Raw genomic sequence first — 26,165 nt, 5'->3', positions numbered from 1 at the left:
CAATCCACACCGAACCGGAAGGCCCTCACCTGTTCAAGATCCCTCAGCCGAGATCTGCCTCACCCGTCCACAACCTCCCCGGACAGAACACCTAGCCGAGCCGAGCGCGTCGGCAGGTTCCGCCGAACACCCGGCCGAGCTGTTCGTCCATCGCGGCGAGGATCGCCGATTTCGACGCGGCGCCGGGATCGATGTGCGCGTGCAGGGCGAGCCCTTCGGCGAACGCGACGATCCGCAAGGCCTGGTCGTCCGCCTCGACATCCTGGGCAACCTCGCCGCACACCTTGCCATTACGGATGGCCCGGGCGACGCGTGAACGGATACCCGCGAGGGTCTCCCGCTGCACGGCGGCAAGTCGAACGTCGTGCGCGGCGTGGTCCGCGAAGGCGAGGCGGACCAGGAACTCGGCGCGGCGGGCGTCGTCGAGCGGTACGAGCTCGGCCAGCGCCTGCCGCAGCATCTCGGCGATGGTGCGGTTCTCGGCCTCGCCTCGGGTGACCAACTCGTCCACCCGCGCCAGGAAGCCCTCGTTGACGCGGGTGAACGTGGCCTGCAGCATCTCGCCCTTCGCCGTGAAGTAATGCTGGACAAGGCCTACGGACATGCCCGCCTCCGCGGCGGTTCGCGCAACGGTCACGGCGGTGAGGCCGTGCCGCACGATCAGACGCTGAACAGCGTCGGTGATCTGCCCGTGGCGGGCTTCATGGTCAGCGAATCTCGGCACGAGCAGACGGTATCGCGTGCTATAACCATACGCCTATATTGCTACCGGAGAGAGGCTGGCGATGAACCGCCGACGCTCAACCCGCTTAATAGGCATGGGACTTGTTCTTGCTCTCTGCTCGCCACCGGGCCTGGCCACCGCGGACCCGACCCGTGCCGACCGGGCGGCCGACAGCCGCCACGATCAAGCCCTGCAGTCTCTGGCCGAGCAGGTGGTGGCCGAACCGAACCCCAATCCGGGCGCGTTTCTGCTCGCTCGCCACGGCTCGCGGGACCGCGTCGGCGCGGCCGGTGTCGCCGACCGGTCCACCGGCACGCCGATGACACCAGATCTGAGACTCCGCGCCGGAAGCCTCACCAAGACCTTCACCGCAACGGTCGTCCTGCAACTCGTCGCCGAGCACCGGCTGCGGCTCGACGACACCGTCCAGAACCTGTTGCCCGACCAGGTCCGCACCGACAACGCACTGTCCGGTGCACCCATCACCGTCCGCCAGCTGCTCCACCACACGAGCGGGCTGTACGACTACATCGACGGACTGCTCCCCCACTTCCACAAGCTCGACCAGTACTGGCCACGCGACCAGCTGATCGGCATCGGTCTCGCCCGACCCCGCTACTTCCCTGCCCCCGGCACCCGGTTCCGGTACTCCAACACCAACTACCTGCTGCTCGACCTGATCGTCGAACGGGCCACCGACCGCGACCTGCGCACCAACCTCGAACGCCGCATCTTCTCCCCCCTCGGGCTGCGGAACACCTCGTACCCGCTCGCGCGGACGACCATCGGCGGAGCTCACGTACACGGCTACGCAGACGTCTCCCTCCTGTTGCCGAACGCGCCGGATCCGACCCGATTCGACGTCAGTACGTTCAGCCCCTCCGAGGCCGGCGCATCAGGCGCCCTCGTCACGACCGCCGCCGACACCGCACGCTTCTACCGTGCCCTGCTGCAAGGGCAGCTGCTGCCCCCGGACCTCCTCCGCCGGATGCTCACCGACACGGTCCCCACCACCGGCAGCGCCCCGCCCGCTGTCGCCTACGGCCTGGGAATCTACGTCTACGCCACCGAGTGCGGCCGCGCCTACGGCCACGGCGGCAGCGCACTCGGGTACCTGACCTATGCCCTCAACGATCGCAGCGGGCGCACCCAACTCGTCGCCCACACCAACTGGAACCCGTTCACCGATGCTGTCGACAAAGACTTCTGGAATGCCTTCCAGCAGGGTTACTGCACCGCTCGGTCCGAGTAGGGCCACCCGCAGGCACATACGCTGCGGTCATGGACGACCCCGTGCTCACCGCCCGCGCATTGCTGCGGGACCGGTTTCCCACCGCTCTGGCGGCATTCCTCGCAGGCAGCGTGCTGACCGACCGCCGGACGCCGACCTCCGATCTGGACATCGTGGTCCTGCTGGACGGGCCGCCCGCCCCCAGCCGGGAGAACCTGCTGTACCGCGGCTGGCCGGTGGAGCTGTTCGTGCAGACCGAGGCCGTCTGGCACAGCTTCGCCGACCAGGAGACCGCGAAGCGGAGTTCACCGCTGCTCGCCATGTGCTCCGACGGCATGCTGCTCGTGGACGCGAACGGGTTGGGCGCCTCGCTCCAGAGCGAGGCGCGAAAGCGGTGGGCAGCCGGCCCTCCGCAGCTCTCGGAACGTGAGCGTGACTACCAGCGGTACATCCTGACCGACCTGCTCGACGACCTGCGCGGCTGCACGGACCCCGCGGAGCGGGTGTACTTGGTCTCGCACATGCTGCAGCGCGCCGCGGAACTGGCCCTCCTGGCCGGCGGCCACTGGCTCGGCGGAGGCAAGTGGTTGTCGCGCCGACTGGCAGCGGCCGACCCCGGGCTGCACCGCTCCCTGACCGACGCCGCCGCGCAAGCGATCGCCGGGCACACGAGCGCCTTCGCCGCGGTGCTGACGCAGGTGCTGGACCAGGTCGGCGGCCCACTGTGGGACGGGTATGCCATCCGTTGAGCCGCCGCGCCGGGGGAAATGACCGTCGGGCCGGGATCAGCGCAAGCTCGCCAGGAAGTCGACGATCGCCTCGTTGGTGGCGGCAGGTGCGGACAGGTGCGGGCAGTGCCCGGTCGCGTCGAGAGTGACCAACTTCGAGCCGGGGATCGCCTGATGAACGAAGGCACCCACTTCTCGTGGCGCGATCACGTCCTGGGTGCACTCCAGCACCAGCGTCGGTATCCGCACGCCCTTGAGATCATCGCGTGAGTCCGACAGGAAGGTGGTCCGGGCGAAGACCCGCGCCATGTCCGGGTCGGTGGCGCAGAAACTGTTCGTCAGCTCCTCACCGAGTTCAGGCCTGTCCCCGTTGCCCATGATCACCGGCGCCATCGCCGACGACCAGCCCAGATAGTTCGACTCCAGCGACTCCAGTAGTTCGTCGATGTCGGGTGCGCTGAACCCGCCCCGGTATCCCTCGTCGTCGATGTACCGCGGAGACGGAGCCACCATCACCAACGCACCGATGCGCTCCGGGGCCAGCCCGGCCGCCAGAACCCCGATCATGGCGCTGACCGAATGCCCCACGAAGACCGCGTCGTGCACATCGAGCGCTGCGCACACCTCCACCACGTCCCGGGCATAGCCGTTGAGGGAGGCGTAGCGCTCTTCCGAGAACGCGGCCGGGTCCGAACGGCCCGAACCCACGTAGTCGAACAACACGACCCGGTACTCCTCGGCCAACGCGGGCACAGTATGACGCCACATGTTCTGATCGCAGCCGAATCCGTGCGCCAGCACTACCGTCGGCCCCTGCGGGTTGCCGGTGAGGGTGACGTTGTTGCGCCGCTTGATGTCCGCAGCGGCCAGAGCCCGCTCACCATGTGAATCAGCCCGCACCATGTTCCATTCCATCCCACTACATGACTGTCTTCGGTAACACCTGAGGCCGAGGGCTGAGGCCAGGGCCGAGCCGCACCGGCTCACGGTGCCCGTGTGGCTTTCAGGCTGCTTGAACGACGTGGTCGGCCGACAGGCGGCGGGAGGCCGCGGTGAGGTCGGCCTGCCCGAACAACAGGGCGTACCCGCTGGGCAGTTGGGCCAGGACACGGTGGAGCAGTTCCTTGTCCAGGGTGCGAGCCAGGGGGCCCAGGACGGATCCCACGTCCCACCGTGTGGTGGCGTAGGGCGCGTTGGTGGCTTCGGCGAGGTCCTTGACGAAAGCGTGAGCCGTCAGCCGGCACTGCCGGGGCAGAGCCTGAGTGAAGTATCGGGCGGCCCGCGGCGGCAGCCGGCGTGCAAGGTCGACACGTTCGTCGCCGACAATCTGCTGTCCCAGAGCGTCCAGCACGGTGGCGGTGACACGCTCCGCCTGTTCCAGGGTGGCGTAGGCGCCCTGGTAGCGGATCTTCTCCAGCAGCGCGGTGTCGGCGTGGGAGGAATTCGGGGTCGAGGTCGGGCTGTACATGGAAGCGGTGGCCTTTCACACATCGCACGGGGCCGCTGCAGGTGCCGGGGCGCCGGTCGGCGCGCGTCGACCCCTACAGCCACCGGGGTGGGTGGGGATCAGAAAGAGGGCTGCTCGGTTCGCGGGCGACGGACTGCTGCACTGCCGAACCTCCCGGCGCGCGCGCCCGCAGCCGACGCCTTCACCGAGGTCCTGCTCACTGCTACTTCCGTGGTGCCGTCCGGCAATTCGGCTCCGCCAACTGTGCGGTCTCTCCGGGCAGCGAGAAAAAGAGTAGCTCCACAGTGGGCCAATGTCTACTTCGGCCAGCATAGATTTGTGTGGGTGCAGCGGACAGGTAACAGCCCCGCACAGCGGCGAACCTTCTGGATCACGCGTGCGGCGCACGCGTGGCCAACTCGTCAGACGTGGACGCAGGCGGCGCCGGCGACGATGGCGCTGGTGGCGACGGCGAGCATCGCGTACCGCAGCATGGTCAAGAGCCGGTCGCGCGCCGCGTGGTCCAGCGGACACTGGCACGCACCTCGCGGACAGACCTCGCCGCCCCCGTACTCGTAGGCGAATTCGGCAAATCGGCTCGAACCAGGTTCATTGATGTCCACGCCTGCGGCAACGATCTGCACCGCGCGGGAGCGACGGGTCGTCAATTCGGCGTCGCGGAATTCGTGCATCCGGTGGACGCGATTCCGGATAGGTGTGCCAACAACGCAATCGCACGGAGTCGAGACCACCGCCCATATCCGGTACGGGACCGGTGACCGCGAATCGGGCGGTGACGGTCAGCCGACGCGCGTCAGCTCTTCAGGTCTTCCACCGGGGAGGCGGGTGGCGGAGCGGGCACGCCGAGGGCGAGCAGCGCGGTGTCGTCGTCGAGTCCATCGCCGAATCCGGCGAGCAGGCCGCTCAGGGCGGTGATCAAGGACCGGGGGCCGGTGGCGGGCTGCTCGGCGGCGAAGGCGCGCAGGGCGTCCTCGCCGTAGAGCTCACGCTCGGAGCCGGTGCGGGCTTCGGTCAGTCCGTCGGTGTAGAGCAGCAGGGTGTCGCCGGGAAACAGTCGGGTACGGGCGGAGGTGAACCGTGCCTGGGGCAGGACGCCGATGAGCATGCCGCCGGGGGTGGGCAGGTAGTGCGCGGTGTTGTCGGCACGTTGGATCAGCGCGGAGGGGTGGCCACCGGCGGCCAGGTGCACGCTGACATGGTCATTGCCGGGGTGCAGGACACCGAAGACGGCCGTGCAGTAGCGGGGGGCGACGCTGTGGTACCGCTCGTGCAGCACGGTGTTCAGGGTGGTCAGAACGGCGACGGGGTCCGGGTCGTGCAGCGCGGCCGCCCGCAGCGTGTAGCGGGTCAGCGAGGTGACCGCGGCCGCCCGGGGGCCTTTGCCGCATACGTCGCCGAGGAAGAAGGCCCACCGGTCCCCGCCGAGGGGGAACAGGTCGTAGAAGTCTCCGCCGAGCAGATCCGGGGAGGCGGTGTGGTAGTAGGAGCTCGCCTCCAGTCCGGGGACTGTGGGCAACTCGGCGGGCAGCAGGCTGCGTTGGAGGACGGCGAGAGCTTCCTGGAGCCGTTCGCGGTCGGCCTCGGCCTGTCGGCGCGCTTCTTCTGCCGCCTGGCGTGCGCGCAGCAGTTCGGTTTCGTAGGCGCGGCGGTCACGGGCGTCGAAGACGGTGGTGCGCACGAGCATCGGTTGGCCGTCGTGGCTGGTCTTCACCTTCGACGTGACGAGCACGGGTATGCGCTGTCCGTCGGCGGTCTTGATGTCCAGGGCGATACCGCCGACCTCACCGTTCATCTGCAACAGCGGCGCGAAGTGCGTCTCGTGGTACAGCTTGCCGCCCACGGTGAGCAGGTCGGTGAACCGCATCCGGCCTGCCACGTCCTCCCGCGCCAGGCCGAGCCACTCCAGCAAGGTCGTGTTGATCTTCGCGATGGTGCCGTCCATCAGAGTCGACAGGTAGCCGCACGGAGCCTCTTCATACAGGTCTTCCGCGCTGTCCTCCAGCAGAGCGGTGAAAGCCACATTCGGGGCCGCCGCGCCCTGGTCCTGCGCGCCTTCTGGAGCCTGGTCGGTGCGGCCCGTCATCGGACTGCTTCTATGCAGCCGGTGATCGCATCAGCGGTGGCCTGCGGTTCGCTCGCCCCGATATCGTCCGCGGTGAACTTGCCCATGCCAGTGTTTCGGCCCGAACCGGCGCCGAATCGGAATGCGGAGCCGCCACCAGGGCTGCGGAAGGAGTGGTCATCGGCAGGCGTCAAGTTCACTCAGAATCTCCTCGATATGACACGTTCAAGGAATTCCCGCCGCACAAGATCCACGCAGGGACCACAAGGATGCGCCGACCGGAATACGAGTGCCCGCGGTGAATTTCGTATCGATAACACCCCTGATCGGGTGCCGGCGTCATGCAAGGACGATATTCTCGGCCGTCAGGCCCTTCTGACTCGGCGCGATGTCGAACGTGACCTTCTGACCTTCGAGCAGCTCACGGAAGCCCTGGGCGGCGATGTTCGAGAAGTGGGCGAAGACATCGACACCTCCATCATCCTGCTCGATGAAGCCGAAACCTTTTGCCGCGTTGAACCATTTCACAGTGCCGGATGCCATGTTGTGTCTCCTTATGGGCCGTCGCGGGGACCCGCAGTGCACGGATCCCGAGCCACCCTGCCGGCGCCCTCCCCGGAATTACCGGAAATACAAAAGCGTTTCCAACGGCTAAACCACCGTAGGAAACGCTTGTCGCCTGGGCACCTGCAATACAACTCGGATCGAGAGTAGCACGCCTGGTGACCTGCGTAAGTTATACAATTCTTTATCTGCCCGTTGTGGCGTAAACATTCACAGCCCGACGAGTAAAACCCTCATGTCGCGGCCACAGCTATGAATCCACCCGGAGCGCTGTTGTGAAAAAGGAGCGCCCCCGTTCCGAACCACGGTCGGGCTCCCCGAACGAGGGCGTCCCTCATGACTAGGCGGCGCGGTGGGTGCGTCGGCCCCCGCGGCTACGGAGCGGAGTCGAGGGTGCCTGCTCCTCGGCCCCATCCTGCTCGTCCGCTGCGGAGCCCTCGGGGTGGGCGGGCGCGACGAACAGGTTCTGCCATTGCGGCTGCGGCGGGGCCGCCTGCCCGGCAACGGTGTCGTCACGGCGACTGGGCTCAGACGTGGTCATGCATCCTTCAATCACTCGAAAAATCCGCCGCCATCGAATGCACGCGCGGGACGCGCTCAGAATGCCCGTCGGGCACAGCTTTAATCAAATGACTTCGGCGAGGGCAACGTGTCATGGGCCGTCACCTTGCGACCCTCCCGCACGACGACGGAGCCGCGTCGTCGTTGAGCGTGGACTCTGTGACGGCCGCCAGATCGCCGGTCGTCACAGTGCCTTGTGTCTCCGCGCCGGTTACGGATAGTTGGTGAGGTAGGCGACGTTCGAGCTGGAGTTGGACGGCCCTCCGGTGTTGTTGATGACGTGGCTGATGGTGCCGGTACCGCCCAGCGAGACGGTCACCATGTCGTGGAACCTGACCCCCGACGCGTTCGGAACCTCGAAGGCGCGATCGGCGACCACGCTCGAGTTGGCGCTGAAGTAGCAGTAGCTGCCCAGGCCCCACGCCTCATGGCTGGTGACGGAGGAGGCCACCTTGTAGGCGGGATGGCCCTTTCCGGTGCCGTTCATCCAGGAGGCCTGGTTCGGTGGGTCGTAGGGCATCTCGTTCTGGAAGAAGTACGTTCTGCCGCCATTGCCGTTCCAGATGACCTGAGTCTTCTGGAAGTGCTCGACGAACAGGCCGTACGCGGTCACGTCGGCGCCGTTGACCACGAGCCCGGTGTCCGCCGTGTTGCTGGTCCAGCCGACCGTGCCGCCGTTGCCGTGGTCGGCCCGCCAGATCCAGGTGTGATCGATGACCGTATGGGCGCTGTTGATCACCAGCGAGTTGGTCGCCTTGCCGACCGTGGCGCCGCCGATCCGGATGAAGACGTCCGACAGCTGCGTCGGGTCGGCCGCATGGCCGGCCGACGAGCCGGCCGGGCCGATCTGCACCAGCGTCGGGGAGTTGGCGGTGCCCGCGTCGATCAGCAGGCCCGCCAACTGGATGCCGTCCACGTCTGCCGTGCTGATCGCAGTGATCCCGCCGTCCGGTACGAAGGTGGCGAGACCCATGCCCAGCACCACCGTGTCGGGGCGCGTGATGTTGATCGTCTGGTCGAGGTGGTAGACGCCGGGCGTGACCAGCAGGTTCTTACCCGCCGCGAGGGCCGAGTTCATGTCGGCCGCGGTGGCACCGGGCTTGACGATGTAGAACTGGTCGATCGGCAGTGACCGGCCCGCCGGAGTCTTCCCGCTCCACGTGGTGCCGACGGCGTTGGACCGCAGTCCGGGCACGAACACCTGGTAGGCGCCCGCGCCGTCGACGTACAGGAACGGCTTCTCGCGGATCGTCGGCGAACTGGCCACGTTGGTGTACGTCGGGAAGGACTGGGCGGGCGCGCCCTGGTCGCCGACGAAGACCATGTTCCAGTTGGAGCCGGACCAGCTGCCCATCTGCGAGTTGCGGGTGAGGAACTGCTGCTGGGTGCCGGACCGGATCTGCCCGTCGACCTTGCTGTCGGAGACGAAGCCGCCGCTGGACCAGCCGCCGTCGTCGAGCGCGAGGTTGCCGCGCACGTGCATACGCCGGTACGGGGCCGCCTGCGAGACGGCCCAACGGTCGGTGCCGCCCGTGGGGTTGACCGACAGGTTCTCGGCGTCGCGCCAGAAGTTCTGGGTGGCGTTGCCCTGGAACCAGTCGGCCTCCGCGTGCACGGAACCGTTGATCGTCACGTCGTCGGGTGAGAGGCCCAGGCCGGCGACCTGGGTGTAGAAGCCGACGTTGGCGTCGGCGCTGTAGGTACCGGGTTTGAACAGCAGGGCCTGGCGGGCCGAGCCGAACTGGTTGGTCTCCTGCTGGGCGAAGACCGAGTTCAGCTTGGACTGGATGCTGGAGGCCGGCATCGACGGGTCGAACACCGTGACGTTGGGGCCGAAATCCGGAGTGCCCGGCGGGATCGTCGTGCCGCCGCCCAGGATGAAGGACTGCGCCGCGGTGCCGTTGCAGGTGTACTGCGCCAGCTGCACGCTGTCCGCGGTGGAGGCGCTGGGGACGTCCAGGCATTTCCCGCTGTTGCGGTTGACGAAGTGGTAGGCGCCGTCGGCCTCGGCGACGGGCAGCCACTGCTGGTTGTTGCCGCTGGAGTACGACCACAGCTGGACAGTCGCGGAGTCGGCGGTGGACACGTCGGTGACGTCCCACGCCTTTGTGGCGTCCAGGCTGCTGTTCACGCGGTGGTAGCCGCCGCTGGTGGCCGCGAGTTGCCAGTTCTGGGCGATGCTCCCGTTGCACGCGTACTGCTGGACAGCGGTGCCGTCGGCACTCGCGGCCGAGCGGGCGTCGACGCACTTGCCGCTGCCCTTGTTGACCACGGTGGTGTATCCGGTCGGTAGCGCGGCGGCCGCCGTGGTCTGCGCGCTCGCCGAGCCCTGCGCGGCGAACTCGATGCCGGTCACGGTGGTCGCCACGAGCGCGACCACGGTCAGGGCCCTCGATATCCGGTGATGGCCGGACGACCTGTTCTGTCTGAGCGCGGATCTGAGCACGGGTCTAAGCGGTCTGAGCACGGGTTTGGGCACAAGCCTTGGCACAGGTCTGGGCACGGATTTCTCCTGTGATGGGGGGTGGAGGGGGCGTACAGGTGGGGCGGGTCCGTCAGCCGCGGTACTGGGCGAAGATGCCGGTGAACTGCCAGTTGCTCTGGGCCACGCCCGAGCAGCTGTCGGCGACGCCGCCGGTGCAGGGGCGGTCCCGGTTGACGGACCAGAACGTCAGCCGCGCGAGGTGGTGCGTCTGCGCGTAGCCGAGGATGGTCTGGAAGTCCGCGGGGGTGACGGTTTCGTTGTTGTCGGTGATCCCGTTCATGGAGGAGATGCCCATGTCCCGGTACGCCTGGTCGTCGGTGTAGCCGTAGGCGTTCCTGAGAGCCGTCTTCAGACCCTCGGCGGCCCGCAGGGTGAGCGTGCCCATGTTCTGCCCCGCGCCGCCGAAGTCGAACGGCATGATCGTCCAACTGTCCACGCTCAGGCCGGAGTTCGCGGCCCGGTTGATGAGGCTCGTGTCGGGTCCCGACTGCCCGGTGCCGATGGTGACGTACACCTTGATGCCCGGGTTGTTGGCCTTGACGGTCCTGAGCGCGTCCACCGTGCGCCGCTGGACCGTCGGATTGCTGTACGCGTCGGCCTCGATGTCGATGTCGATCGCCTTCAGCCCGTACGCGTTGATGACCTTCTGGTACGCGCCCGCCAACTCCCCTGCGCTGGAGCAGGAGCTCTCCAGCTTGTTGCCGCTGTAGCCGCCGAAGGAGGGGATGACGTCGCCGCCGTTCGCCCGCACCGTGGTGACGGTCTGCTGGTCGACGCCACCGGTCAGCGGACGGCTGCCGTCCCACTGCGGGTTGCAGTAGCCGTTGCTGAGCACGAAGGCGAGGGTGAACCACTTGACGCCGGTCGCGTTCATGACCGTGGTCGGGCTCGGCGGATTGCCCCAGCCGTTGTAGAGGTACGGGGCAACAGCCATCGGCGCGGTCGGGGTCGTGCCGCCGCCGGTGGGCGCGGTCCACTTCTGGTTGGCGCTTCCGGTGCAGGTCCAGATCTGGATCGGGGTGGCGTTGGCCGAGGTGTTGCCGGTGACGTCGGCGCACTTGTCGGCCTGGGTGTTGACGATGTCGCGGGCGGCGGAGACCGACCACTTCTGGTTCGCGCCGCCTGTGCAGTCCCACAGCTGGAGCTTGGCCCCGTTCGCCGTGGAATTGCCGGTGATGTCAAGGCACTTGCCGAGGGCCCTGATCGTCCCGTCGGAGCCGACCGTCCACTGCTGGGCGGCGGTGCCGTTGCAGTCGTAGAGCTGTACGGCCGCGCCGTTCGCGGAGCTCGCCGCGGCCACGTCGAGGCATTTGCCCGCGAGGCCCGTGATCGTGCCGGTGGCGGCGGAGGCGGGAGCGGCGCCGAAGACACCGGCGGAGAACGCGAGCAGTGCGGTGGTGAGTGCGCCGCGTATCACGGTCGAGCGCGTGAGGGACGGTCTGAGTCCGGTCATCGCAGGATCACAGCCCTTCATGGGTGCGTACGGGCACGCCCGGCGTTCATGATGATGAACGGCAAGTGCACTCGTGAAACTGTGGCGCCCCGGAACCTAAAGGTCTGCACCAAAGCCGTCAAGAGATGAAACCAAGAAGGGTGCGAACAGAGCTGCGCTCGCGAGGAGTTGAACGCGCGAAGGCCCTCACAAACATCGCGGGGGCCTCAACTTCTGCTGCCTGAGCGCGCGTTACGCCCGGGGCAGCCCGACCTTCACACCGCGACCGGGGCTTTGATGGCCGGGTGATGCCGGTAGCCGAGCACTTCCACATCGGCGAAGGCGTAGTCGAAGAGCGAGTCGGCCCGGCGCAGACGCAGCGTGGGGAACTCGAACGGGGAGCGCGAGAGCTGCTCGGTCACCTGCTCGACGTGGTTGTCGTAGATGTGACAGTCGCCGCCGGTCCAGATGAAGTCACCCGGTTCCAGGCCTGTCTGCTGCGCCACCATGCGCGTGAGCAGGGCGTAGCCGGCGATGTTGAACGGGACACCGAGGAACAGGTCCGCGCTGCGCTGGTAGAGCTGACAGGAGAGCTTGCCGTCGGCGACGTAGAACTGGAAGAAGGCGTGACACGGCGCGAGTGCCATCTTGGTCAGCTCGGCCACGTTCCAGGCGGAGACGATCATCCGGCGGGAGTCCGGGTCGCTGCGCAGCGTGCTGAGCACTTCGCTGATCTGATCGATGTGGCTGCCGTCCGGGGTGGGCCAGGAGCGCCACTGCGCGCCGTAGACCGGGCCGAGTTCACCGTTCCCGTCGGCCCATTCGTCCCAGATGGTGACGCCGTGCTCCTGCAGCCAGCCGACGTTCGAATCACCGCGCAGGAACCACAGCAGCTCGTACACGATGGACCTGAGGTGCACTTTCTTGGTGGTGACGAGCGGGAACCCCTGCGAGAGGTCGTAGCGCAGTTGGTGCCCGAAGATGCTCCGGGTGCCGGTCCCCGTCCGGTCGGCCTTGGCCGTCCCGGAGGTGAGTGCCAACCGCAACAGGTCTTCGTACTGGGTGTCCGCCACAACCGTCGAGTCTACTGTCCACGCCTGAGGGATGGTCGCCGAGGCAGGTCAGGACCTCGGAGTGCTGGGCTGTTCCCCACCCGGTTGCCACTCACGGGCGGGGATCAGTTCGGGCCTGCGCGGGCGGAGCCGAGCCCGGTGGCCCCCTCCTCGCCCGGCGATACACCACCCCAGTGCTGCTCCCACGACGTACCAGAACAGATCCGGCGCGTTGAAGGTAGCCCCGAGGAGCGGCTGCAGCGCGGCCGGGATCCCCGCGATCTGCCACAGCTCCACGGCCCAGCTGAACGCCAGCGCGACGCCGGCCGCGACGGCGGGCCGCAGCCGGGGCGCCAGCATGACCACGGCAGCACACACCAGCACCGTATAGAGGGCGTCCCCCGCGTACTTCGCGAAAACCCCGCCGGTCCACGACCGTACGCCGAGGCCTGCCGCGACGGTCACCACCGCTCCGCCGAAAGCCCACCACCGTCTGCTCATCACCGGCACCTTACGTGCGGCGCGCAGAACAGCGCTGCCCACCCCGTGGCCGGGATCACAGGCCGGTTCACCCGTAGCGATGGAATGCACGGGTGAGCGGGGCGGTTGCCGCAGGGGATTACATGCCTGTGCACATACCGACTGGTACTTATAAGGAGCACTCTGTGACTGACGCTGTGTCGCCCGTCTCCCGCGCGGCCGAGATCCTGTCCCGGCCCGTCGCCCTGAACGGTCTGACCGTGCCGAACCGCATCGCGATGGCGCCCATGACGCGCATGTTCTCGCCGGACGGCATCCCCGGCGACGACGTCCGCTCCTATTACTCCCGGCGTGCCGCGGCGGGCGTGGGTCTGATCGTCACCGAGGGGACGTACGTCGGCCACGCATCGGCGGGCGAGAGCGACCGGGTGCCGCGCTTCCACGGCGAGGAGCAGCTGGCCGGATGGACGAAGGTCGCCGAGGACGTGCACGCGGCGGGCGGCACGATCGTGCCGCAGCTGTGGCACATCGGCATGGTGCGCAAGCCGGGCCAGCCGCCCTTCGCCGACGCCCCGCCCGTCGGCCCCTCCGGACTCCGTATCGACGGGACCGAGGGCATGGGCAAGGCGATGACCCGGGCCGACCTGGACGATGTCATCGGTGCCTTCGCGCAGGCCGCCAAGGACGCCGAGCGCATCGGCTTCGACGGCGTCGAGGTGCACGGCGCCCACGGTTATCTGCTCGACCAGTTCTTCTGGGCCGGAACGAACCGCCGCAGCGACGCCTATGGTGGCGACCCGGTGGCCCGCGCGCAGTTCGCCGCCGAGATCGTCGCGGCGATCCGCGCGAACGTCTCCCCCGAGTTCCCGGTGATCTTCCGCTATTCGCAGTGGAAGCAGGAGGCCTACGAGGCGCGGCTCGCCGAGACCCCGGAGGAGCTGGAGGCGATCCTGAACCCGCTCGCCGCGGCCGGTGTCGACGCCTTCCACGCCTCCACCCGCCGTTACTGGAACCCCGAGTTCGACGACTCGGACCTCAACCTCGCCGGCTGGACCAAGAAGCTCACCGGCAAGCCGACCATCACGGTGGGCTCCGTCGGTCTGGACGGCGACTTCATCGGCGCCTTCGCGGGCAAGGGCTCCGAGGTCAAGGGCATCGATGACCTCCTGGACCGCCTGGAGCGCGACGAGTTCGACATGGTCGCCATCGGACGCGCCCTGCTCCAGGACCCGCAGTGGGCGGCAAAGGTCCTGGCGGGCCGCTTCGACGAACTGAAGCCGTACGACGCCGCGGCGGCGCTCAAGACCCTGAGCTAGCCGGTGTCGACGGGCCGGGGGGGGGGGGGGGGGGGCCCCCCCCCCCCGGCCCCCCCGGGGGGGGGGGGGGGGGGGGGGCGCGGCCCGCCCCCCCCCGGCCCGGTCCGCCGACGTCGGCGTGCTGGTCGTGCCGTATACAGCCGGCCGGCGCCGAAGTGGCACGTTCGCGCCGGCCCGCGGGTCTGCTTCCCATCTGTCGGGTGACGTGCGCCTGCGCCCGATTACGCGGCCGCACGGTGTCCGCGCCCGCTCGCGGAGCCGGCTGACGGCGCCCCGGAACTCCCTTCCGTGCCCCGATCGGGGGACGTATTGCCACCGGCCGAACCAGGAGCGGACGACAGGCGTCGCCACTGACATGACCGCAGACCACACCCACCTCGAACGGCCCGACCTCGTACGTCTCACCCTGGAAGGCGCCGATCCCCAAGCGGTACTCGCCCTGGCCTACGAACTGACCACCTGTCACAACCTCACCGGGCCGAGCACACCGGACCCCATCCCAGGCGAACAGGGGGTACGGACCTGGCAGTACGGATATCCCGCGGTCATGCCCTACGAGTAGGAATACACGGCCGAGCGGGGCCACTCCTGGTGTGGCCCCGCGGCCGAGTGAGACCACTGGCGACCGACCGGGCGCTCGCACTCTCCCGGGCCTACCGCGGTCCAGCGGTGAGCCGCTTCTCGAACCAGTGGTGGGCGTACGGCTCGTCGTTGAAGGCGGCCACTTCGTCGTACCCGCTGGTGCGGTAGAGACGCGTGGCGGCTTCCAGAACTTTGTTGGTGTCGAGCCGCACCCGGTCGCTGCCGTGCCGGGCGGCGCGTTCTTCGAGCTCCGACAGCAGGCGCCGGGCCAGGCCGAGCCGCCGGGCACGAGGGCTGACCCACAACCGCTTGATCTCGGCGGGCGCGCCGGACGGCAGCTTGAGTCCGGCGCAGCCGACCGGCTCGCCGTGCAGCCGCGCGACGAGGAACAGGCCGCGGGGCAGGCGCAGTTCGCCCGGATCGGGCAGCAGGCTGTGCGCGGGGTCGAAGCCACCTTCGAACAGCTCCGTGAGTTCGGCAGCGTAGGACCGCAGACAGCGCACGGCGTCCGCATGGTCGGGATCGAGTACTTCCAGGGAGACCACCGAGGCGGTCAGCAGTCGTTCCACCTCCGCCATGGCCGAGGTCAACCGGTCCCGCTGTGCGGCGTCGAGGGGTTCGAGGAGCGAAAGGGCGAGGGCGTCACTTCTGTCGTCGAGATGCGCGCGCTCTCTCTGCCCGGTTCCGGTCAGCCGCACCGTGCGGACCCGGCGGTCACGGGGGTGGGGTTCGACGGCGACCAGGCCGTCGCGCTCGAGGGCCCTCAAGAGCCGGCTCACATAACCGGAGTCGAGGCCCAGCCGGTCCCGCACGCTGCGCACGTCGTGCACGCCATCGCCGCCGAGTTCCCAGAGCAGCCTCGCCTGCCCATAGGGGCGCGCGCCGCCCAGGTACTGGTCATGCAGCACCCCCACGCGCTCCGCGACCGCGCGGTTGAAGCGTCGTACCTGCTCGACCTGCTCGACCTGCTCCACCAGCTCGTTCTCCATTCTCTGACTCTAGTCAGAGAATGGAGAACGGCCAACGAGTCAGGTAGCGACTCAGCCGACCGACCGCCCGGCCGTCAGAGAACCGCAGTGGCCGGTCCCCTTCGTGGAGTACGTGGTGATGCCGCCCTCCCAGGTGACGCACTCGCCGCGGGCCTCGAGGTAGACGGGCCCGGCGTACGTGGTGAACTGGCCGCGGTCGGTGGTCGTACCCCCGGTCCGGGAGCTGAGCCTCGCGAACATGTTCACTGCGGCCCCGGGCTTGGTGCGCACGGTGACCACGCAGTTCTCGCCGGTCGTCTTGTTGTAGGTGAGGAAGGTGGTGCCGAGGTTCTCCATGTTGGCGGAGTCGATCACCGTGTGCCCGGCGCCGCAGGCGCCGTTGTACTTCGCGACCGGGGCCTCCGACGCTGCCTCGGCCGGGGCCACCTTGGCGGACGCGGGCGCGGCGACGGGCGCCGATGCGGATGCGGGCGCCGCGAGGGCGAGAGCGCCACCGGTGACAACGACGGCGACGGCGGCTGCGTGACGAACGAGCTTCATTACTGTTCCCCCTGCGATGTGGTCGTGCATGCATGTCGGGCGGTGCGTCCGGCCGGTCAACTGCCGTCCGCCCCACACCCGATCAGACCAGGGGCCCCGGGGGTTGGTTGTGGCCTCTTTTGTCACTGTTCTGTCACTGCACCGCTCCCCGAAACGCCTTCAGTTCCGCGCTGCGTCCGACACGTTCTTGAAGGCATGCAGCCCGCCCGCCGGGCCGTACAGGAAGTCTCCCTCGCGGCCGGTCACCCATTTCTCACCGTTGTAGAGCTCCAGTTCTCCCGACAGGACGTAGAAGGACTCCGACATGGCCCGCACGACGACGTGATGCGCCTGTCGCGAGAAGCCCGCGGCATCCGTACGGAGCGAGGGAAGAACCGCGGCGGCAGGCACATGGTGATCATTCCGGCGAGGATCAGTGCGCCCCCGGCCCATGCCACCGGCGAGAGGTGCTCGTGGAGCAGGAGCACGCCGATCAGCGCAGCGGCCAGGGGCTCGGCAAGGCTGAGGGTTCCTGCCGTGGTCGCGCGCACCTGGGTGAGTCCCGTGGTGAACAACCAATAGGCAAGGGCGGTGGTCGCCACGCCCAGCCAGACGATCAGCGCGAAGGTGGCGCCCTGCTGCTCGGAAATTGCGCTGTTGATCATCCAGGGGGCCAGGGGGAGGGCTCCTGCGATCAGGGAAAGCGCGGCGAGCCCCGGCAGTTGGGCAGGGGGAACGACAGCAGCCAGCTTCTTGGCATAGACGGTGTACAGGCCGTAACAAACACCGGCCGCCACGGCCAGGAGCAGGCCCAGCGCATCCACCCCCGCGCTCCCCGGCGCCAGCAGCAGGACGCAGCCGCCGACGGCCGCGATGGTGCCGGCCATCCAAACGGCCGTCATCCGCTCCCCGGTGACCCACCGGGCACACAGGCCGATCGCCGCGGGGGCGATGCCCAGGGCGACCACCGTGGCCAGGGCCGCCCCCGTCCGCGCCACCGAGGACAGGAGGGCCGCCTGGAAGACGCCCGTAGACACGGCGCAGATCAGCAGGGGGCGCACCACTGTGCCCGAGGCGAGGGCCCGCACGGTGGTCCGGCGGACGGTGAAGATCCCCAGGATCAGCCCGCCCAGAAGCAGCCGCCAGCCTCCCAGGGCCGCCGGTGCCATGGGGCTGGACGCCAGCACCTGAGCGGGGCCGACCGTGCCCCACAGCACAGCCGCGCCAAGTACAAGGCCCGCACCGAGCAGCGGACCGTTCGTTCGTGTCTCCATAGCAGGCGACACTAGGCAATATTCCAAGCAACACGGCCGAGAGCCGCATTTCGTACGCCGTAGGGTCGGTTATATGGAACTTGATGCGTTGGACCTGGCTCTTCTGCGGGAGCTGCAGAACGATGCACGGCAGACCAACCGCGACCTCGCAGCCAAGACCGGGGTCTCCCCCTCCACCTCGCTCGAGCGGGTACGGCTGTTGCGCGAGCGCGGCGTGATCACCGGCTACCACGCCGTCCTGGACCTCGACGCGGCCGGCCGGCCCGTGCAGGCGCTCATCTCGGTGCGCATCCGGCCCCCGGCCCGTCCGGTCATCGAGGGGTTCCGGGAATGGGCCGCACGCCTGCCGGAGGTCATCGGTCTGTTCGTCACCTCAGGCACGCACGACTTTCTTCTGCACATCGCCGTCGCCGATGTCGACGGCGTGTACGCCTTCGTCATCGACCGGCTCACCGAACGCAGAGAAGTCGCCGACGTGCAGACCACCATGGCCTACGAGCACGTCCAGTCCCGCTGCATCGAGCCGGCCGGGCCCGATCGCCCCCGCTTCGCCCGCAGAGCCCGCTGACCGGCCGGCTCCGCTTCGGGGCCCCGTTTTACGATTCACGCGCCTGCGACACAAAGACCCCCGCTCGCCCGCGATCGGGGCAGGCGGGGGTACGCCGTGCGGCACGGACAACCGGGGGCTGTCTCGTCAGTGTCAGTGGGCGAAGCCCCAGTCGAGCATCTTGGTGGCGTCGTCGAAGACCTCTTGGTCGGCCCCGACGATCGCGCCGACCAGGGTGCGGTTGTCCCGCTTGGCGGCGAAGACGAGGGAGTAGCCGGCCTCCGCGCCACTGCCGGTCTTGATGCCCAGGGCACCGTCGTAGGTGCTCAGCAGGTCGTTGGTGTTGTTCCAGGTGTAGTACCGGGTGTGACCGTTGGCCGCCGGAGCCTCGGTCTTGAACTGCTTGTCCTTCACGACGTCGGCGAAGACGGGCTGCAGCATCGCGCGCTGGCCGAGCTTGGCCAGATCGCGGGCGGTGCTGCGGTTGTCTCCGTGCGAGATACCGTCGAAGGAGTCGAAGTGCGTGCCGGTCATGCCCAGTTGCTGCGCTTCGGCGTTCATCTGGTTCTCGAAGTCGGCGATCCGCGCGTCCTCGGTGTCCCCGGCGCCGAAGCTGTCGGCCAGAGCCATCGCGGCGTCCGCCCCGGACGGGAGCAGCATGGCGTGCAGCAACTGCCGGACCGTCAGCGTGTCGCCGACCTGGAGGTCGGCCGTACTGGCACCGTTCGCCGAAACGTAGTCCCGGTAGGACTGCTTCACCGTGATCTGCCGGTCGAGCCACTCCGGGTGCTTGAGCACCACCAAGGCGGTCATGATCTTGGTTGTGCTGGCCATCGACACGCTCTCGTCGGCCTTGGGCCCGGCCCACATCTCCCGCTCCTGGCTGCCGTCGCGGGCGTCCAGCAGGAAGGCGTGGTCGGCCTTGATGGTAGGGGCGGCCTGGTCTCTCGTGTCCAGGGCGCCCTGGTTCTGACTCGCGGGAGTGGTGGCCTCGCCGCTCGCCTCGGTCTCCTCGGCGGAGTGCGTGGTGGTTGCGGTGGCCGCCTCGGCGAGGCCCGCAGCGGTGATCGGCAGGACGGCCCCGAACAGAGCGACCGTCGCGATCCGGGCCCCCGTCCGGTGGATCCGGTTGGGACGGGCGTGGGAACCCATAAGGCATCCCTTCTCCCGGCGTACGGACGCCGGCTTGTAACGGAAAGTCATTGCATATCGAACCTACTTGCGCGTTGACAGCCATTTCAAGATCGCAATGTCATAGCCGGGTAACAGGGCTCACGGGCATGGAGATGTCGTGCAGACGACTGGCAGATCCCATGGCGTGACGTGCACACCGCACCCATCCGAGACCGCCGCGCCACCACACCCGCCTCTGGCGGGCTACGTGTCCCGGCCGACCCGCGTGGCCGTCACCGTCGCGATGTGCGCGGGCGGGCCCCGCCGTCGGCATCCCGCCAAGCTCTGCGCCGACCAGGCCTACGACAACTGCCGTCTTCTGCAACGACTCCCCCTGCGGCACCTCACATCACGCCGGCTCTCCAGCAGGTGAGTTGAGACTTCACAGAAGTAACCAGGCCGTCACCGCCGGGCCATCGAGCGCAGCAGGACCTGCCTCACCGGCTGCCGCCGCCTTCACCGCAGCTACGAGCGGCAAAGCATCCGCTTCCCGGTCTTCCCCACCATCGGCTGCACCCTCACCCGCCACCGCGACTCCCCCGTGGGCGATCACTCGCTCCACCCCTACCGAAATAGCCGGAATTTTCATTGTTCCGGTACGTCGAGCGGGAGATCCTGCCGATCGTGTTTATGTCCTCGATCGTCCGACGTCCCGACGACGACGCCGCTGAGACGCGGGCGGTGCAGGCCCGGACGGTGTCCGGGCCTGCGGGCCTGTGGTTCACGAAGCCGCCGGGCGTGCTGCGCGCCATCGCCGTGTTCGCCGCCGTCCGCCTCGCGGGTCTCGCCGTCGTGGCCGCGTTCGACCACGCGGTGGGGCGCTCCCTCTCCAAGTCGCTGTCCCACTCCTGGGATTCCAAGTGGTACCTGAGCATCGCGCAGCACGGGTACGGGCACCACTCGCGGGAGACGGCCGCCGGACTGCTGCAGACCGACTGGGCGTTCTTCCCCCTCTACCCGGCGTTGATCAGAGCCGTCGCCACCGTGTTGCGACTCTCCGTCGACCAGGCCGCGTTGGTGGTGGCGTGGACTGCGGCGCTGGCGGCGGCGTACGGCGTGTACGCGGTCGCGCATCATGTCCATGGCGTCGCCGTCGCCACCGTGACCGTCGCCTTATGGGCGATGCTTCCGCACTCGGTCGTCCTCACCCTCGCCTACACCGAACCGCTGTTCTGCGCGCTCGCCGCCTGGTGCCTGTACGCCCTGCTCACGTCCCACTGGCCGGCGGCCGGTGCGCTGGCGGCGCTCGCGGGCCTGACCCGGCCCAGCGGGTACGCCCTCGCGGCGACGGTCCTGGTGGTGGCTCTCCACCAGGTGGTCCGCCGCCGCGGCCGGGTGCCCGCCGGGCTGTGGGCAGGTGCGCTCCTGGCGCCCGTGGGCTGGGTGGGATACGTGCTCTGGGTGGGATCGCGCACCGGCGACGTACCGCACGGATACCTCAAGGTGCAGAGTGCCTGGAACTCCCGGTTCGACTTCGGTGTGCAGGAACTGGACTTCCTGCGCGGGCTGTTCCTGAACGGAGGCAAGGTCGGGTATCCCCTGGCGCTGGTGATCGTCGTGGTGAGTGTGCTGCTGTTCGTACTGCTGTGCCTGGACCGGGCGCCGCTGGCGCTCGTGGTGTACGCGGGTGCGCTGGTGACATTGGTGGTGCTGGCCTCGGGCCCGTTCGCCTCCAAGCCCCGCTTCCTGCTGCCCGCATTCCCGCTGCTGATCCCGGTGGCGCGGGCCATGGTGCGGGGCTGGTGGGCGCGGCGGGGACAAGTGCTGGCCGTGGCAGGGATGCTGACCGCGGTGTCCCTGACGTACGGCGCGTATCTGGTGGTGTTGGGTAAGCAGCCACTGTGACGGAGGCGTCTCCCGCCAGTCAGGGGCACGGCGCGTGCCGCGCGGACGTTGTCGCCGGCTTGGGGCCCTTATCTCATAAGGGCGCTGTATCCCCAATGTGAAGACGGGCGTGCTCTCCGGTGGGACGATTGGCGTGTTTCTCCCGTTGGGGGTTGGGATGCACAGATCGGCGGTGGAGGTCGAGCCGGACGCGGTGAGGTGCGATGCCGTAGTGCCGGGGTGGGCGGGAAAGCGCCTGTACCGTGCACGTCGGCTTGACGTACCCGGTGCCGCCGCCCGGCGCCTCTACGACCGCAATCGCAGCGCGGTCGGCACCGAGCCCCGCTGCCCCGCCCGGACCACGGATCCGGCCGAACGCACCGTCCCGCAGGCGTGAGCGGGGTGGCCGGCGGAACGGACCGGCAGCGGAGCCAGGGCCTGCGGATGGCGCTCAAGCGCACCCCCATCACAGCCGACTACTTCATGACCCTGGACCTGGACGGCGAACTCGACACCGGCAGCATTCCCGCGCTGTGCGAGCTCACCTCGCAGGTGCTGGCCGAGGGCAGCCGTCACCTCATCATGGATCTGTCCGCGGTGACCCGCTGCGACGAGGCCAGCTTCTACACGCTCCTGGGCATCCGCCAGGCCATCCACCACGCCGGCGGCAGCCTCACCCTGGCCAACCCCAGCCGCTGCGTGCACGATGCGCTGTCCCGCAGCGTCCTGCAGGGCCAACTGCCCCTGCACGACCTGCATCTGCCCGCCCACGAGCCGCCCCAGGACGCAGCTCGGGACGACGGCTCCGCGCCTGCGGAGAGCCCCGGGTAACCGCGGCCGCAGGCCCGTCGACAGCGAGCGCGTCGATCTGGAGACTGGCCGCAACCCGGCGGCGACAGGGACGCCGCCGGGTTGCGGGCCAACGGTCAGCAGGCGCCCTCGTCCTGCCACGGGCCCCACTCGGCGGCGCCGGGCTTCTCGTTCTGCGTCCACCACTTGGCTTTGAAGTTGTGGCCGTTGTAGCTGACTTCGTTGCCCGCGGTGTACACCGCCGTCGCGCTCCACTGGACCGTGCAGCCCGTGGCCGGCGGGGTCGGGGTGCCGGTCGGGGGCGGCGTCGTGGCGGGCGGGGTGGCACCGGCGAACTGCACCGAGTACGTGGCGAAGTCCCAGGCGTTCTGCGCGACGCTCGAGCAAGTGCCGGAAGTGCGGCTGCCGTTGTCGGGCGGGGAGCACTGGCGGTCACGGTTGAGGGACCAGAAGGTGAACCGGTCCATGTGGTGATTCGTCGCGTAGTCGAGGACCGTCCGGAAGTCATCCTGCGTGAACATTTCGCCCGTGTCACTACGGCCGTTCATACCGGAGAAGCCTTCGTGGGCGTAGGCGGTGGCCTGGTCCCAGCCGAAGGTGGACTGCAGGATCTGGTTGAAGTTCGTCAGGGCGCCGGTCTGCGAGGCCGCGCCGTTGAAGCCGCCGTCGAAGGGCATGATGGAGAAGTTGTTCGGTGTGAAGCCCTGGGACTTGGCCTCCAGCAGCATCTGCTTGCCGAACCAGCCGGTGCCGTCCGCCGTGCCCGCCGTGGTGACGGAGACGTAGAGGCCCGGGTTGTTCTGCTGGAGGATCTTGGCGGCGCCGATCTCGTTCTTGATGGCCGCCGTGTTCTCGTACTCGGGCTCCTCCAGGTCGAAGTCGATCGCGCGCAGGCCGTACTTGGTGATGACCTGCTGATACGCCGCCGCGGTGGACGCGGCGTCCGAGCAGGCCTGGCCGAGCTTGGTTCCGCCGTAGCCGCCGATGGACACGGAGACGTCGCCGCCCTTGGCGCGGATCGCGTCGATCACCGACTTGACCGCGGTGTCGGAGGACACCGCGGCCGTACCGTCCCATGTCGGCGAACAGCCACCGCCGTTGGGCGCCAGGACGAAGGCGAGCTGGAAGGCCTTGAGCCCGGTGGCGTCCATGATGGCGCCCGCGTCCGGCGGGTCGTTGTCGAGCGGCATGAGATAGGGGGCCGCGGCGTACCAGCGGCTGCTCAAGTCGGTTGACGCGCCTGATGCGTTGGCCGCCACGAACGCGGTCGTGGCAAGCGCGACGGTGGTGACGGCGGTGGCCGCGCCCAGGCATGCGCGAAGTCGTCTCACTCTGTGCCTCCTGCTCGGGGGGAAGTCGAGTCGAGACAGCTTCGTGAGCAGGGACGAACACGTCAACGGATTGGACTGGACCAAAGAATGCCTTGGGCTGGTCCATGCACTCTCTTTGCCTCGGGGGGCTCACCGGGGCGGGGCCGTTGTCGTTGTCGTTGCCGCGGTTGGTGGCGTGGCGGGTGCATGGCGTGATGGCCTTCGGGCACTCGAGGGTTCCCCGCAGCCTCGTGAGAGGGGTCGTCGTGTCGGACGAATGGGAGCAGGAACCGGCTTCGGAGTCGCGTGTGGCCATGTTGCCGGATGGCCTCGTGGTGTCACTCAAGGTCGAGCCAGGGACGTCGCAGGACGAGGTGGCTCTCATGGCAGTTCAGGCGTGGCAAGGGTTGCCAGAGCCTGACGTGCCGAACGACTAGGGCCCTTCTGACGGATCTCCGTGGGAGAAGGAGCGGCGTAGTGGGGTCTCCCCTGCTCGAACGGAGTTGAGAGCTTGGGGAAGCGTGCCTCGGCGTGCGGTGTGAAGGGTCATGTGGCGGAGCCACCTGTCCCTTTGCGCCGTGCGGTGAGGGGGCGTGCCGGGCGTCGTGACGCCGCGGAGATCCGTCAGAAGGGCCCTGGCGCCGCAGACGCGGGGAGGACGTCCATACAGCCGTCGAGCTCCTCCGCGATCCGCGCGGTGGCCGCGTCGGGCGCCGGGTGTGGGCGTCGCGTCTGAAATCAGTCCGGCCCGGCGCGGCCCTTCATCCCGCATCCGCCTTCTCGACGGCGTCGCGCAGAGCGTTCTCGACCACTTCGGTCAGGGCGGGGTGGATCCACATCGGCCCGTCGGCGACGTCACGGGCGCGGATGCCGTGGGCCATGGCGAGAACCAGGGGATGAATGAGTGTGGCCGCCTGTGGGCCGAGCACATGCGCTCCCAGGACGACGCCTGTGCCGCGCTCGACGAGGACCTTGCAGAACCCCTGCGTGTCCTCCAGCGCCCATCCGTAGGCGACATCCGAATAATCGCGGCGGCCGACGACGAAATCGAGGCCGCGCGCTCTGGCTTCTTGCTCGGTGACGCCGACCTGCCCGATCTGGGGGTGCGCGAAGACTGCCGAGGGGACCGGATCGTAGGACATCTGACGCGGACGGTCGGGGTACAGAAGGTTGTGGGCGACCACCTGCGCCTGCCGGTTGGCGACGTGCTTGAGCGGGGGCCCGCCGTCGGTGATGTCGCCCAGCGCCCAGACACCGGCGGCACTGGTGCGCAGCTGCTCATCCACAGTGATCAGCCCCTGGTCGTCGCAGGCGATCGTGGCCTCCTCGACGTGCAGTGAGTCCGCGTTGGAGCGGCGTCCCACCGCGACGAGAAGCATGTCCCCCCGCAGGCGGGTCCCGTCGTCGAGGGTCACGGTGAGGTCGCCCGGGGCGCCGTGCACGCCGGTCGCCTCCCGGCCCAGCCGCAGATCCCAGCGAGAGCGCACACTGTCCGTGAAGGCCCGGGAGATCGCTTCGTCCTGCGGGGCCAGCAACCGTTCCTCGTGCTCGATGACCGTGATCTCGGCTCCGGCCGTGCAGAAGACGTGCGCGAGCTCTGCGGCAATGTAGCCACCTCCCACCACGATCAACCGAGAGGGCACCGCCGGCACGCGCATGACGGTGTCGGAGGTCTCGTAGGGCAGGCCCGATCGGGCGATCGCCGGAGGAACGACGGGACGACTCCCGGCCGCCACGACGATCCGGTCCGCGGAAACACGCTCACTGCCGGATGCGGTGTCGACGAGGAGCTCTCTGGCGCCGGTGAAGCGTGCATGCCCCCGGTAGACGGTCACCCACGGCGTTTCGCGTCTGCCCTGCTCGCCCTCGCGGGCCTGCGCGTCGAGCCGGCCGAACACCCGCTCCTGCATCTGGGACCAGGAGATCCCACCGAGCTCGGCGTGCACGTTGTGCCGCTCGCTGTCCCGGACCGTGTCCGCGACGTCTGCCGTGACCGACAGCATCTTGCTGGGGATGCACCCCGCGTTGAGGCAGGTCCCCCCGAACGGTGCCTCGGCGACGATCCCTACGTCCAGATGCGAGAAACGGTCGTCGATCACGGCATTCCCGGAGCCCGCACCGACCACAACAACATCGTGATGTGTCATAGAGGATCAGTAGCCCTCGCCCCGCTTTTCACACCCTGCCGCCTCATCCGGAGCCGGTGCGCCGCATGCGCAGCTGGCGGTCGAGTTCGGTGCGGACCTCGGCCGGCAGGTTGCCGGTGAGGCTCCACTCCGTGAGCAGTGAGGCGACGTGCCGCAGTTTCATGTTGGTGCGCTGGGAGACTTCCCGGACGGCGTCCCAGGCATCGGCAGCGGATACGTGGGCGACGGCCATGACGATGCCGATCGCCTGGCCGATCTCCTGGTGCGAGGTGACCGCCTGCTTCAGCTGGACGATTTCTTCTTCCAGCTCCGCGACCTTCGCTTGGGCCTGCTCCAGTTGCGGAGCAGCGTTGTGCCACAGGGCGTCGGACGTCAACTCTTGCCTCCGGGGTCTCGGGGGGGCAGCGGCCTGACCGTGCCACCACCGTCCCCCCTACCTCGGGCGGCGTGCAACCCTTCCACTCGGCGTGGGTGAACCTCGTGAGTCAGCTGTCGTGGGCGACGGGGTGCGCGGCGAACGCCTCGGCCCGACTGCCGTACACGTCGAAGACGCCGTCGGAGGCGGTCAGGGCGAGCAGCCGGCTCACGGTGGGATGCGGGGACACGAGGATGAACCGGCTGCCTGCTTCGTGCGCACGGCGGTGCAGACGGAGCAGGGCGTTGTAGCCGGAGGAATCGCAGAACGCGACGCGGGACAGGTCCATGAACACGAAGGTGTGCCGGGTCAGGAGCTCGCCGACCTTGGTGTAGAGGCCGGTCGCGGTGTGCAGGTCGAGATCGCCCCGGGCGCTCACCATGACCCGGTCGTCCGGCGATTCCTCGTCGATGGTCAGTGTCAGTTCGGTCATGGGCGGTACTCCGGTGACGCGGTCGGATGAGGTGTCGGA

25 protein-coding genes and 2 pseudogenes are annotated in these 26,165 nt (G+C 68.6%); 7 read left to right on the top strand and 20 right to left on the bottom strand.

Annotated features, from left to right (window positions below; all coding sequences use genetic code 11):
* Positions 1 to 91 precede the first annotated feature (91 nt).
* A complete protein-coding gene (locus ACIREE_RS33795; protein ID WP_404160896.1) occupies positions 92 to 724 on the bottom strand; it encodes a TetR/AcrR family transcriptional regulator in 633 nt (210 codons plus the stop codon).
* 94 nt (positions 725 to 818) lie between these two features.
* On the opposite strand from ACIREE_RS33795, the gene ACIREE_RS33790 reads away from it, so the two are divergent.
* Complete coding sequence (locus ACIREE_RS33790; RefSeq protein ID WP_404160894.1) at positions 819 to 1,976, top strand: serine hydrolase domain-containing protein; 1,158 nt, start codon at positions 819 to 821, stop codon at positions 1,974 to 1,976.
* A gap of 29 nt (positions 1,977 to 2,005) precedes the next feature.
* Positions 2,006 to 2,704, top strand: a complete 699-nt coding sequence (locus tag ACIREE_RS33785; RefSeq protein WP_404160891.1) for a nucleotidyltransferase domain-containing protein — start codon at positions 2,006 to 2,008, stop codon at positions 2,702 to 2,704.
* A 36-nt stretch (positions 2,705 to 2,740) separates the two neighbouring features.
* Here the strand turns inward: ACIREE_RS33785 and ACIREE_RS33780 are convergent, their stop codons facing one another.
* The 10 genes from ACIREE_RS33780 to ACIREE_RS33735 form a co-directional block, all read right to left on the bottom strand.
* Positions 2,741 to 3,586 carry an alpha/beta fold hydrolase gene (locus ACIREE_RS33780; protein ID WP_404160888.1) on the bottom strand — a complete coding sequence of 282 codons (846 nt, stop codon included), beginning with the start codon at positions 3,584 to 3,586 and terminating at the stop codon, positions 2,741 to 2,743.
* A 100-nt stretch (positions 3,587 to 3,686) separates the two neighbouring features.
* On the bottom strand, positions 3,687 to 4,151 hold the full coding sequence (locus tag ACIREE_RS33775; protein ID WP_404160885.1) for a DUF2267 domain-containing protein: 465 nt from the start codon (positions 4,149 to 4,151) through the stop codon (positions 3,687 to 3,689).
* Between the two features lie 401 nt (positions 4,152 to 4,552).
* A complete protein-coding gene (locus tag ACIREE_RS33770) occupies positions 4,553 to 4,822 on the bottom strand; it encodes a hypothetical protein (protein WP_404160882.1) in 270 nt (89 codons plus the stop codon).
* Positions 4,823 to 4,944: 122 nt separating this feature from the next.
* Positions 4,945 to 6,234, bottom strand: a complete 1,290-nt coding sequence (locus ACIREE_RS33765; protein WP_404160879.1) for a PP2C family protein-serine/threonine phosphatase — start codon at positions 6,232 to 6,234, stop codon at positions 4,945 to 4,947.
* Positions 6,235 to 6,552: 318 nt separating this feature from the next.
* Positions 6,553 to 6,756: a cold-shock protein gene (locus ACIREE_RS33760; RefSeq protein WP_404160876.1), complete on the bottom strand. Its 204-nt coding sequence runs from the start codon at positions 6,754 to 6,756 to the stop codon at positions 6,553 to 6,555.
* Positions 6,757 to 7,117: 361 nt separating this feature from the next.
* Positions 7,118 to 7,318, bottom strand: a complete 201-nt coding sequence (locus ACIREE_RS33755) for a hypothetical protein (protein ID WP_404160873.1) — start codon at positions 7,316 to 7,318, stop codon at positions 7,118 to 7,120.
* A gap of 231 nt (positions 7,319 to 7,549) precedes the next feature.
* Positions 7,550 to 9,706, bottom strand: a complete 2,157-nt coding sequence (locus ACIREE_RS33750; RefSeq protein ID WP_404160870.1) for an RICIN domain-containing protein — start codon at positions 9,704 to 9,706, stop codon at positions 7,550 to 7,552.
* 187 nt (positions 9,707 to 9,893) lie between these two features.
* Positions 9,894 to 11,276 carry a ricin-type beta-trefoil lectin domain protein gene (locus tag ACIREE_RS33745; protein WP_404160867.1) on the bottom strand — a complete coding sequence of 461 codons (1,383 nt, stop codon included), beginning with the start codon at positions 11,274 to 11,276 and terminating at the stop codon, positions 9,894 to 9,896.
* A 254-nt stretch (positions 11,277 to 11,530) separates the two neighbouring features.
* Positions 11,531 to 12,328, bottom strand: a complete 798-nt coding sequence (locus ACIREE_RS33740; protein ID WP_404160864.1) for a thymidylate synthase — start codon at positions 12,326 to 12,328, stop codon at positions 11,531 to 11,533.
* A 48-nt stretch (positions 12,329 to 12,376) separates the two neighbouring features.
* Positions 12,377 to 12,808, bottom strand: a complete 432-nt coding sequence (locus ACIREE_RS33735) for a DUF2809 domain-containing protein (protein ID WP_404160862.1) — start codon at positions 12,806 to 12,808, stop codon at positions 12,377 to 12,379.
* Positions 12,809 to 12,972: 164 nt separating this feature from the next.
* On the opposite strand from ACIREE_RS33735, the gene ACIREE_RS33730 reads away from it, so the two are divergent.
* On the top strand, positions 12,973 to 14,103 hold the full coding sequence (locus ACIREE_RS33730) for an NADH:flavin oxidoreductase (protein WP_404160860.1): 1,131 nt from the start codon (positions 12,973 to 12,975) through the stop codon (positions 14,101 to 14,103).
* Between the two features lie 355 nt (positions 14,104 to 14,458).
* Positions 14,459 to 14,665 carry a hypothetical protein gene (locus ACIREE_RS33725; protein WP_404160857.1) on the top strand — a complete coding sequence of 69 codons (207 nt, stop codon included), beginning with the start codon at positions 14,459 to 14,461 and terminating at the stop codon, positions 14,663 to 14,665.
* Positions 14,666 to 14,756: 91 nt separating this feature from the next.
* Here the strand turns inward: ACIREE_RS33725 and ACIREE_RS33720 are convergent, their stop codons facing one another.
* The 4 genes and pseudogenes from ACIREE_RS33720 to ACIREE_RS33705 form a co-directional block, all read right to left on the bottom strand.
* The gene (locus ACIREE_RS33720) at positions 14,757 to 15,674 is read right to left on the bottom strand and encodes a GNAT family N-acetyltransferase (protein ID WP_404160854.1); all 918 of its coding nucleotides are present in this window, start codon (positions 15,672 to 15,674) and stop codon (positions 14,757 to 14,759) included.
* A 51-nt stretch (positions 15,675 to 15,725) separates the two neighbouring features.
* The gene (locus tag ACIREE_RS33715; protein WP_404160852.1) at positions 15,726 to 16,214 is read right to left on the bottom strand and encodes a spore-associated protein A; all 489 of its coding nucleotides are present in this window, start codon (positions 16,212 to 16,214) and stop codon (positions 15,726 to 15,728) included.
* Positions 16,215 to 16,388: 174 nt separating this feature from the next.
* Positions 16,389 to 16,526 (bottom strand): annotated as a pseudogene (locus tag ACIREE_RS33710) (cupin domain-containing protein); the annotation flags it as partial.
* A gap of 92 nt (positions 16,527 to 16,618) precedes the next feature.
* Positions 16,619 to 17,467: pseudogene (locus ACIREE_RS33705) on the bottom strand (EamA family transporter); the annotation flags it as partial.
* 73 nt (positions 17,468 to 17,540) lie between these two features.
* Here ACIREE_RS33705 and ACIREE_RS33700 point away from each other — a divergent pair.
* Positions 17,541 to 18,035, top strand: a complete 495-nt coding sequence (locus ACIREE_RS33700; RefSeq protein ID WP_404160849.1) for an Lrp/AsnC family transcriptional regulator — start codon at positions 17,541 to 17,543, stop codon at positions 18,033 to 18,035.
* 132 nt (positions 18,036 to 18,167) lie between these two features.
* Here ACIREE_RS33700 and ACIREE_RS33695 read toward each other — a convergent pair whose 3' ends face one another.
* A complete protein-coding gene (locus ACIREE_RS33695; protein WP_404160846.1) occupies positions 18,168 to 19,166 on the bottom strand; it encodes a D-alanyl-D-alanine carboxypeptidase family protein in 999 nt (332 codons plus the stop codon).
* A gap of 651 nt (positions 19,167 to 19,817) precedes the next feature.
* Between ACIREE_RS33695 and ACIREE_RS33690 the strand changes: the two genes are divergently transcribed.
* Both ACIREE_RS33690 and ACIREE_RS33685 read left to right on the top strand, forming a co-directional pair.
* The gene (locus ACIREE_RS33690) at positions 19,818 to 21,032 is read left to right on the top strand and encodes a mannosyltransferase family protein (RefSeq protein ID WP_404160843.1); all 1,215 of its coding nucleotides are present in this window, start codon (positions 19,818 to 19,820) and stop codon (positions 21,030 to 21,032) included.
* A 372-nt stretch (positions 21,033 to 21,404) separates the two neighbouring features.
* Positions 21,405 to 21,842 carry an STAS domain-containing protein gene (locus ACIREE_RS33685; RefSeq protein WP_404160840.1) on the top strand — a complete coding sequence of 146 codons (438 nt, stop codon included), beginning with the start codon at positions 21,405 to 21,407 and terminating at the stop codon, positions 21,840 to 21,842.
* Between the two features lie 95 nt (positions 21,843 to 21,937).
* Here ACIREE_RS33685 and ACIREE_RS33680 read toward each other — a convergent pair whose 3' ends face one another.
* The 4 genes from ACIREE_RS33680 to ACIREE_RS33665 all read right to left on the bottom strand — a co-directional run bounded on the left by ACIREE_RS33680 (position 21,938) and on the right by ACIREE_RS33665 (position 26,126).
* Positions 21,938 to 23,152, bottom strand: a complete 1,215-nt coding sequence (locus ACIREE_RS33680; protein WP_404160837.1) for a carbohydrate-binding protein — start codon at positions 23,150 to 23,152, stop codon at positions 21,938 to 21,940.
* A gap of 740 nt (positions 23,153 to 23,892) precedes the next feature.
* A complete protein-coding gene (locus ACIREE_RS33675) occupies positions 23,893 to 25,278 on the bottom strand; it encodes a mycothione reductase (RefSeq protein ID WP_404160834.1) in 1,386 nt (461 codons plus the stop codon).
* A gap of 43 nt (positions 25,279 to 25,321) precedes the next feature.
* Positions 25,322 to 25,654, bottom strand: coding sequence for an ANTAR domain-containing protein (locus ACIREE_RS33670; RefSeq protein ID WP_404160831.1), 333 nt, complete (start codon positions 25,652 to 25,654; stop codon positions 25,322 to 25,324).
* A 109-nt stretch (positions 25,655 to 25,763) separates the two neighbouring features.
* On the bottom strand, positions 25,764 to 26,126 hold the full coding sequence (locus ACIREE_RS33665; protein WP_404160828.1) for an STAS domain-containing protein: 363 nt from the start codon (positions 26,124 to 26,126) through the stop codon (positions 25,764 to 25,766).
* Positions 26,127 to 26,165: the final 39 nt, after the last annotated feature.

The organism is Streptomyces sp. NPDC102467 (assembly GCF_044765445.1).
Classification (GTDB): domain Bacteria; phylum Actinomycetota; class Actinomycetes; order Streptomycetales; family Streptomycetaceae; genus Streptomyces.
The sequence above is the reverse complement of the archived record's forward strand: the minus strand, read 5'-3'. Positions and strand labels throughout refer to the sequence as shown.

Excerpts from the sequence above, each read along its gene's own strand:
- ACIREE_RS33790 (WP_404160894.1), top strand. The coding sequence starts at position 819 with ATGGGACTTGTTCTTGCTCTCTGCTCGCCACCGGGCCTGGCCACCGCG.
- ACIREE_RS33785 (WP_404160891.1), top strand. The coding sequence starts at position 2,006 with ATGGACGACCCCGTGCTCACCGCCCGCGCATTGCTGCGGGACCGGTTT.
- ACIREE_RS33780 (WP_404160888.1), bottom strand. The coding sequence starts at position 3,586 with ATGGTGCGGGCTGATTCACATGGTGAGCGGGCTCTGGCCGCTGCGGAC.
- ACIREE_RS33775 (WP_404160885.1), bottom strand. The coding sequence starts at position 4,151 with ATGTACAGCCCGACCTCGACCCCGAATTCCTCCCACGCCGACACCGCG.
- ACIREE_RS33770 (WP_404160882.1), bottom strand. The coding sequence starts at position 4,822 with ATGCACGAATTCCGCGACGCCGAATTGACGACCCGTCGCTCCCGCGCG.
- ACIREE_RS33765 (WP_404160879.1), bottom strand. The coding sequence starts at position 6,234 with ATGACGGGCCGCACCGACCAGGCTCCAGAAGGCGCGCAGGACCAGGGC.
- ACIREE_RS33760 (WP_404160876.1), bottom strand. The coding sequence starts at position 6,756 with ATGGCATCCGGCACTGTGAAATGGTTCAACGCGGCAAAAGGTTTCGGC.
- ACIREE_RS33755 (WP_404160873.1), bottom strand. The coding sequence starts at position 7,318 with ATGACCACGTCTGAGCCCAGTCGCCGTGACGACACCGTTGCCGGGCAG.
- ACIREE_RS33745 (WP_404160867.1), bottom strand. The coding sequence starts at position 11,276 with ATGACCGGACTCAGACCGTCCCTCACGCGCTCGACCGTGATACGCGGC.
- ACIREE_RS33735 (WP_404160862.1), bottom strand. The coding sequence starts at position 12,808 with ATGAGCAGACGGTGGTGGGCTTTCGGCGGAGCGGTGGTGACCGTCGCG.
- ACIREE_RS33725 (WP_404160857.1), top strand. The coding sequence starts at position 14,459 with ATGACCGCAGACCACACCCACCTCGAACGGCCCGACCTCGTACGTCTC.
- ACIREE_RS33720 (WP_404160854.1), bottom strand. The coding sequence starts at position 15,674 with ATGGAGAACGAGCTGGTGGAGCAGGTCGAGCAGGTCGAGCAGGTACGA.
- ACIREE_RS33715 (WP_404160852.1), bottom strand. The coding sequence starts at position 16,214 with ATGAAGCTCGTTCGTCACGCAGCCGCCGTCGCCGTCGTTGTCACCGGT.
- ACIREE_RS33700 (WP_404160849.1), top strand. The coding sequence starts at position 17,541 with ATGGAACTTGATGCGTTGGACCTGGCTCTTCTGCGGGAGCTGCAGAAC.
- ACIREE_RS33695 (WP_404160846.1), bottom strand. The coding sequence starts at position 19,166 with ATGGGTTCCCACGCCCGTCCCAACCGGATCCACCGGACGGGGGCCCGG.
- ACIREE_RS33690 (WP_404160843.1), top strand. The coding sequence starts at position 19,818 with ATGTCCTCGATCGTCCGACGTCCCGACGACGACGCCGCTGAGACGCGG.
- ACIREE_RS33675 (WP_404160834.1), bottom strand. The coding sequence starts at position 25,278 with ATGACACATCACGATGTTGTTGTGGTCGGTGCGGGCTCCGGGAATGCC.
- ACIREE_RS33665 (WP_404160828.1), bottom strand. The coding sequence starts at position 26,126 with ATGACCGAACTGACACTGACCATCGACGAGGAATCGCCGGACGACCGG.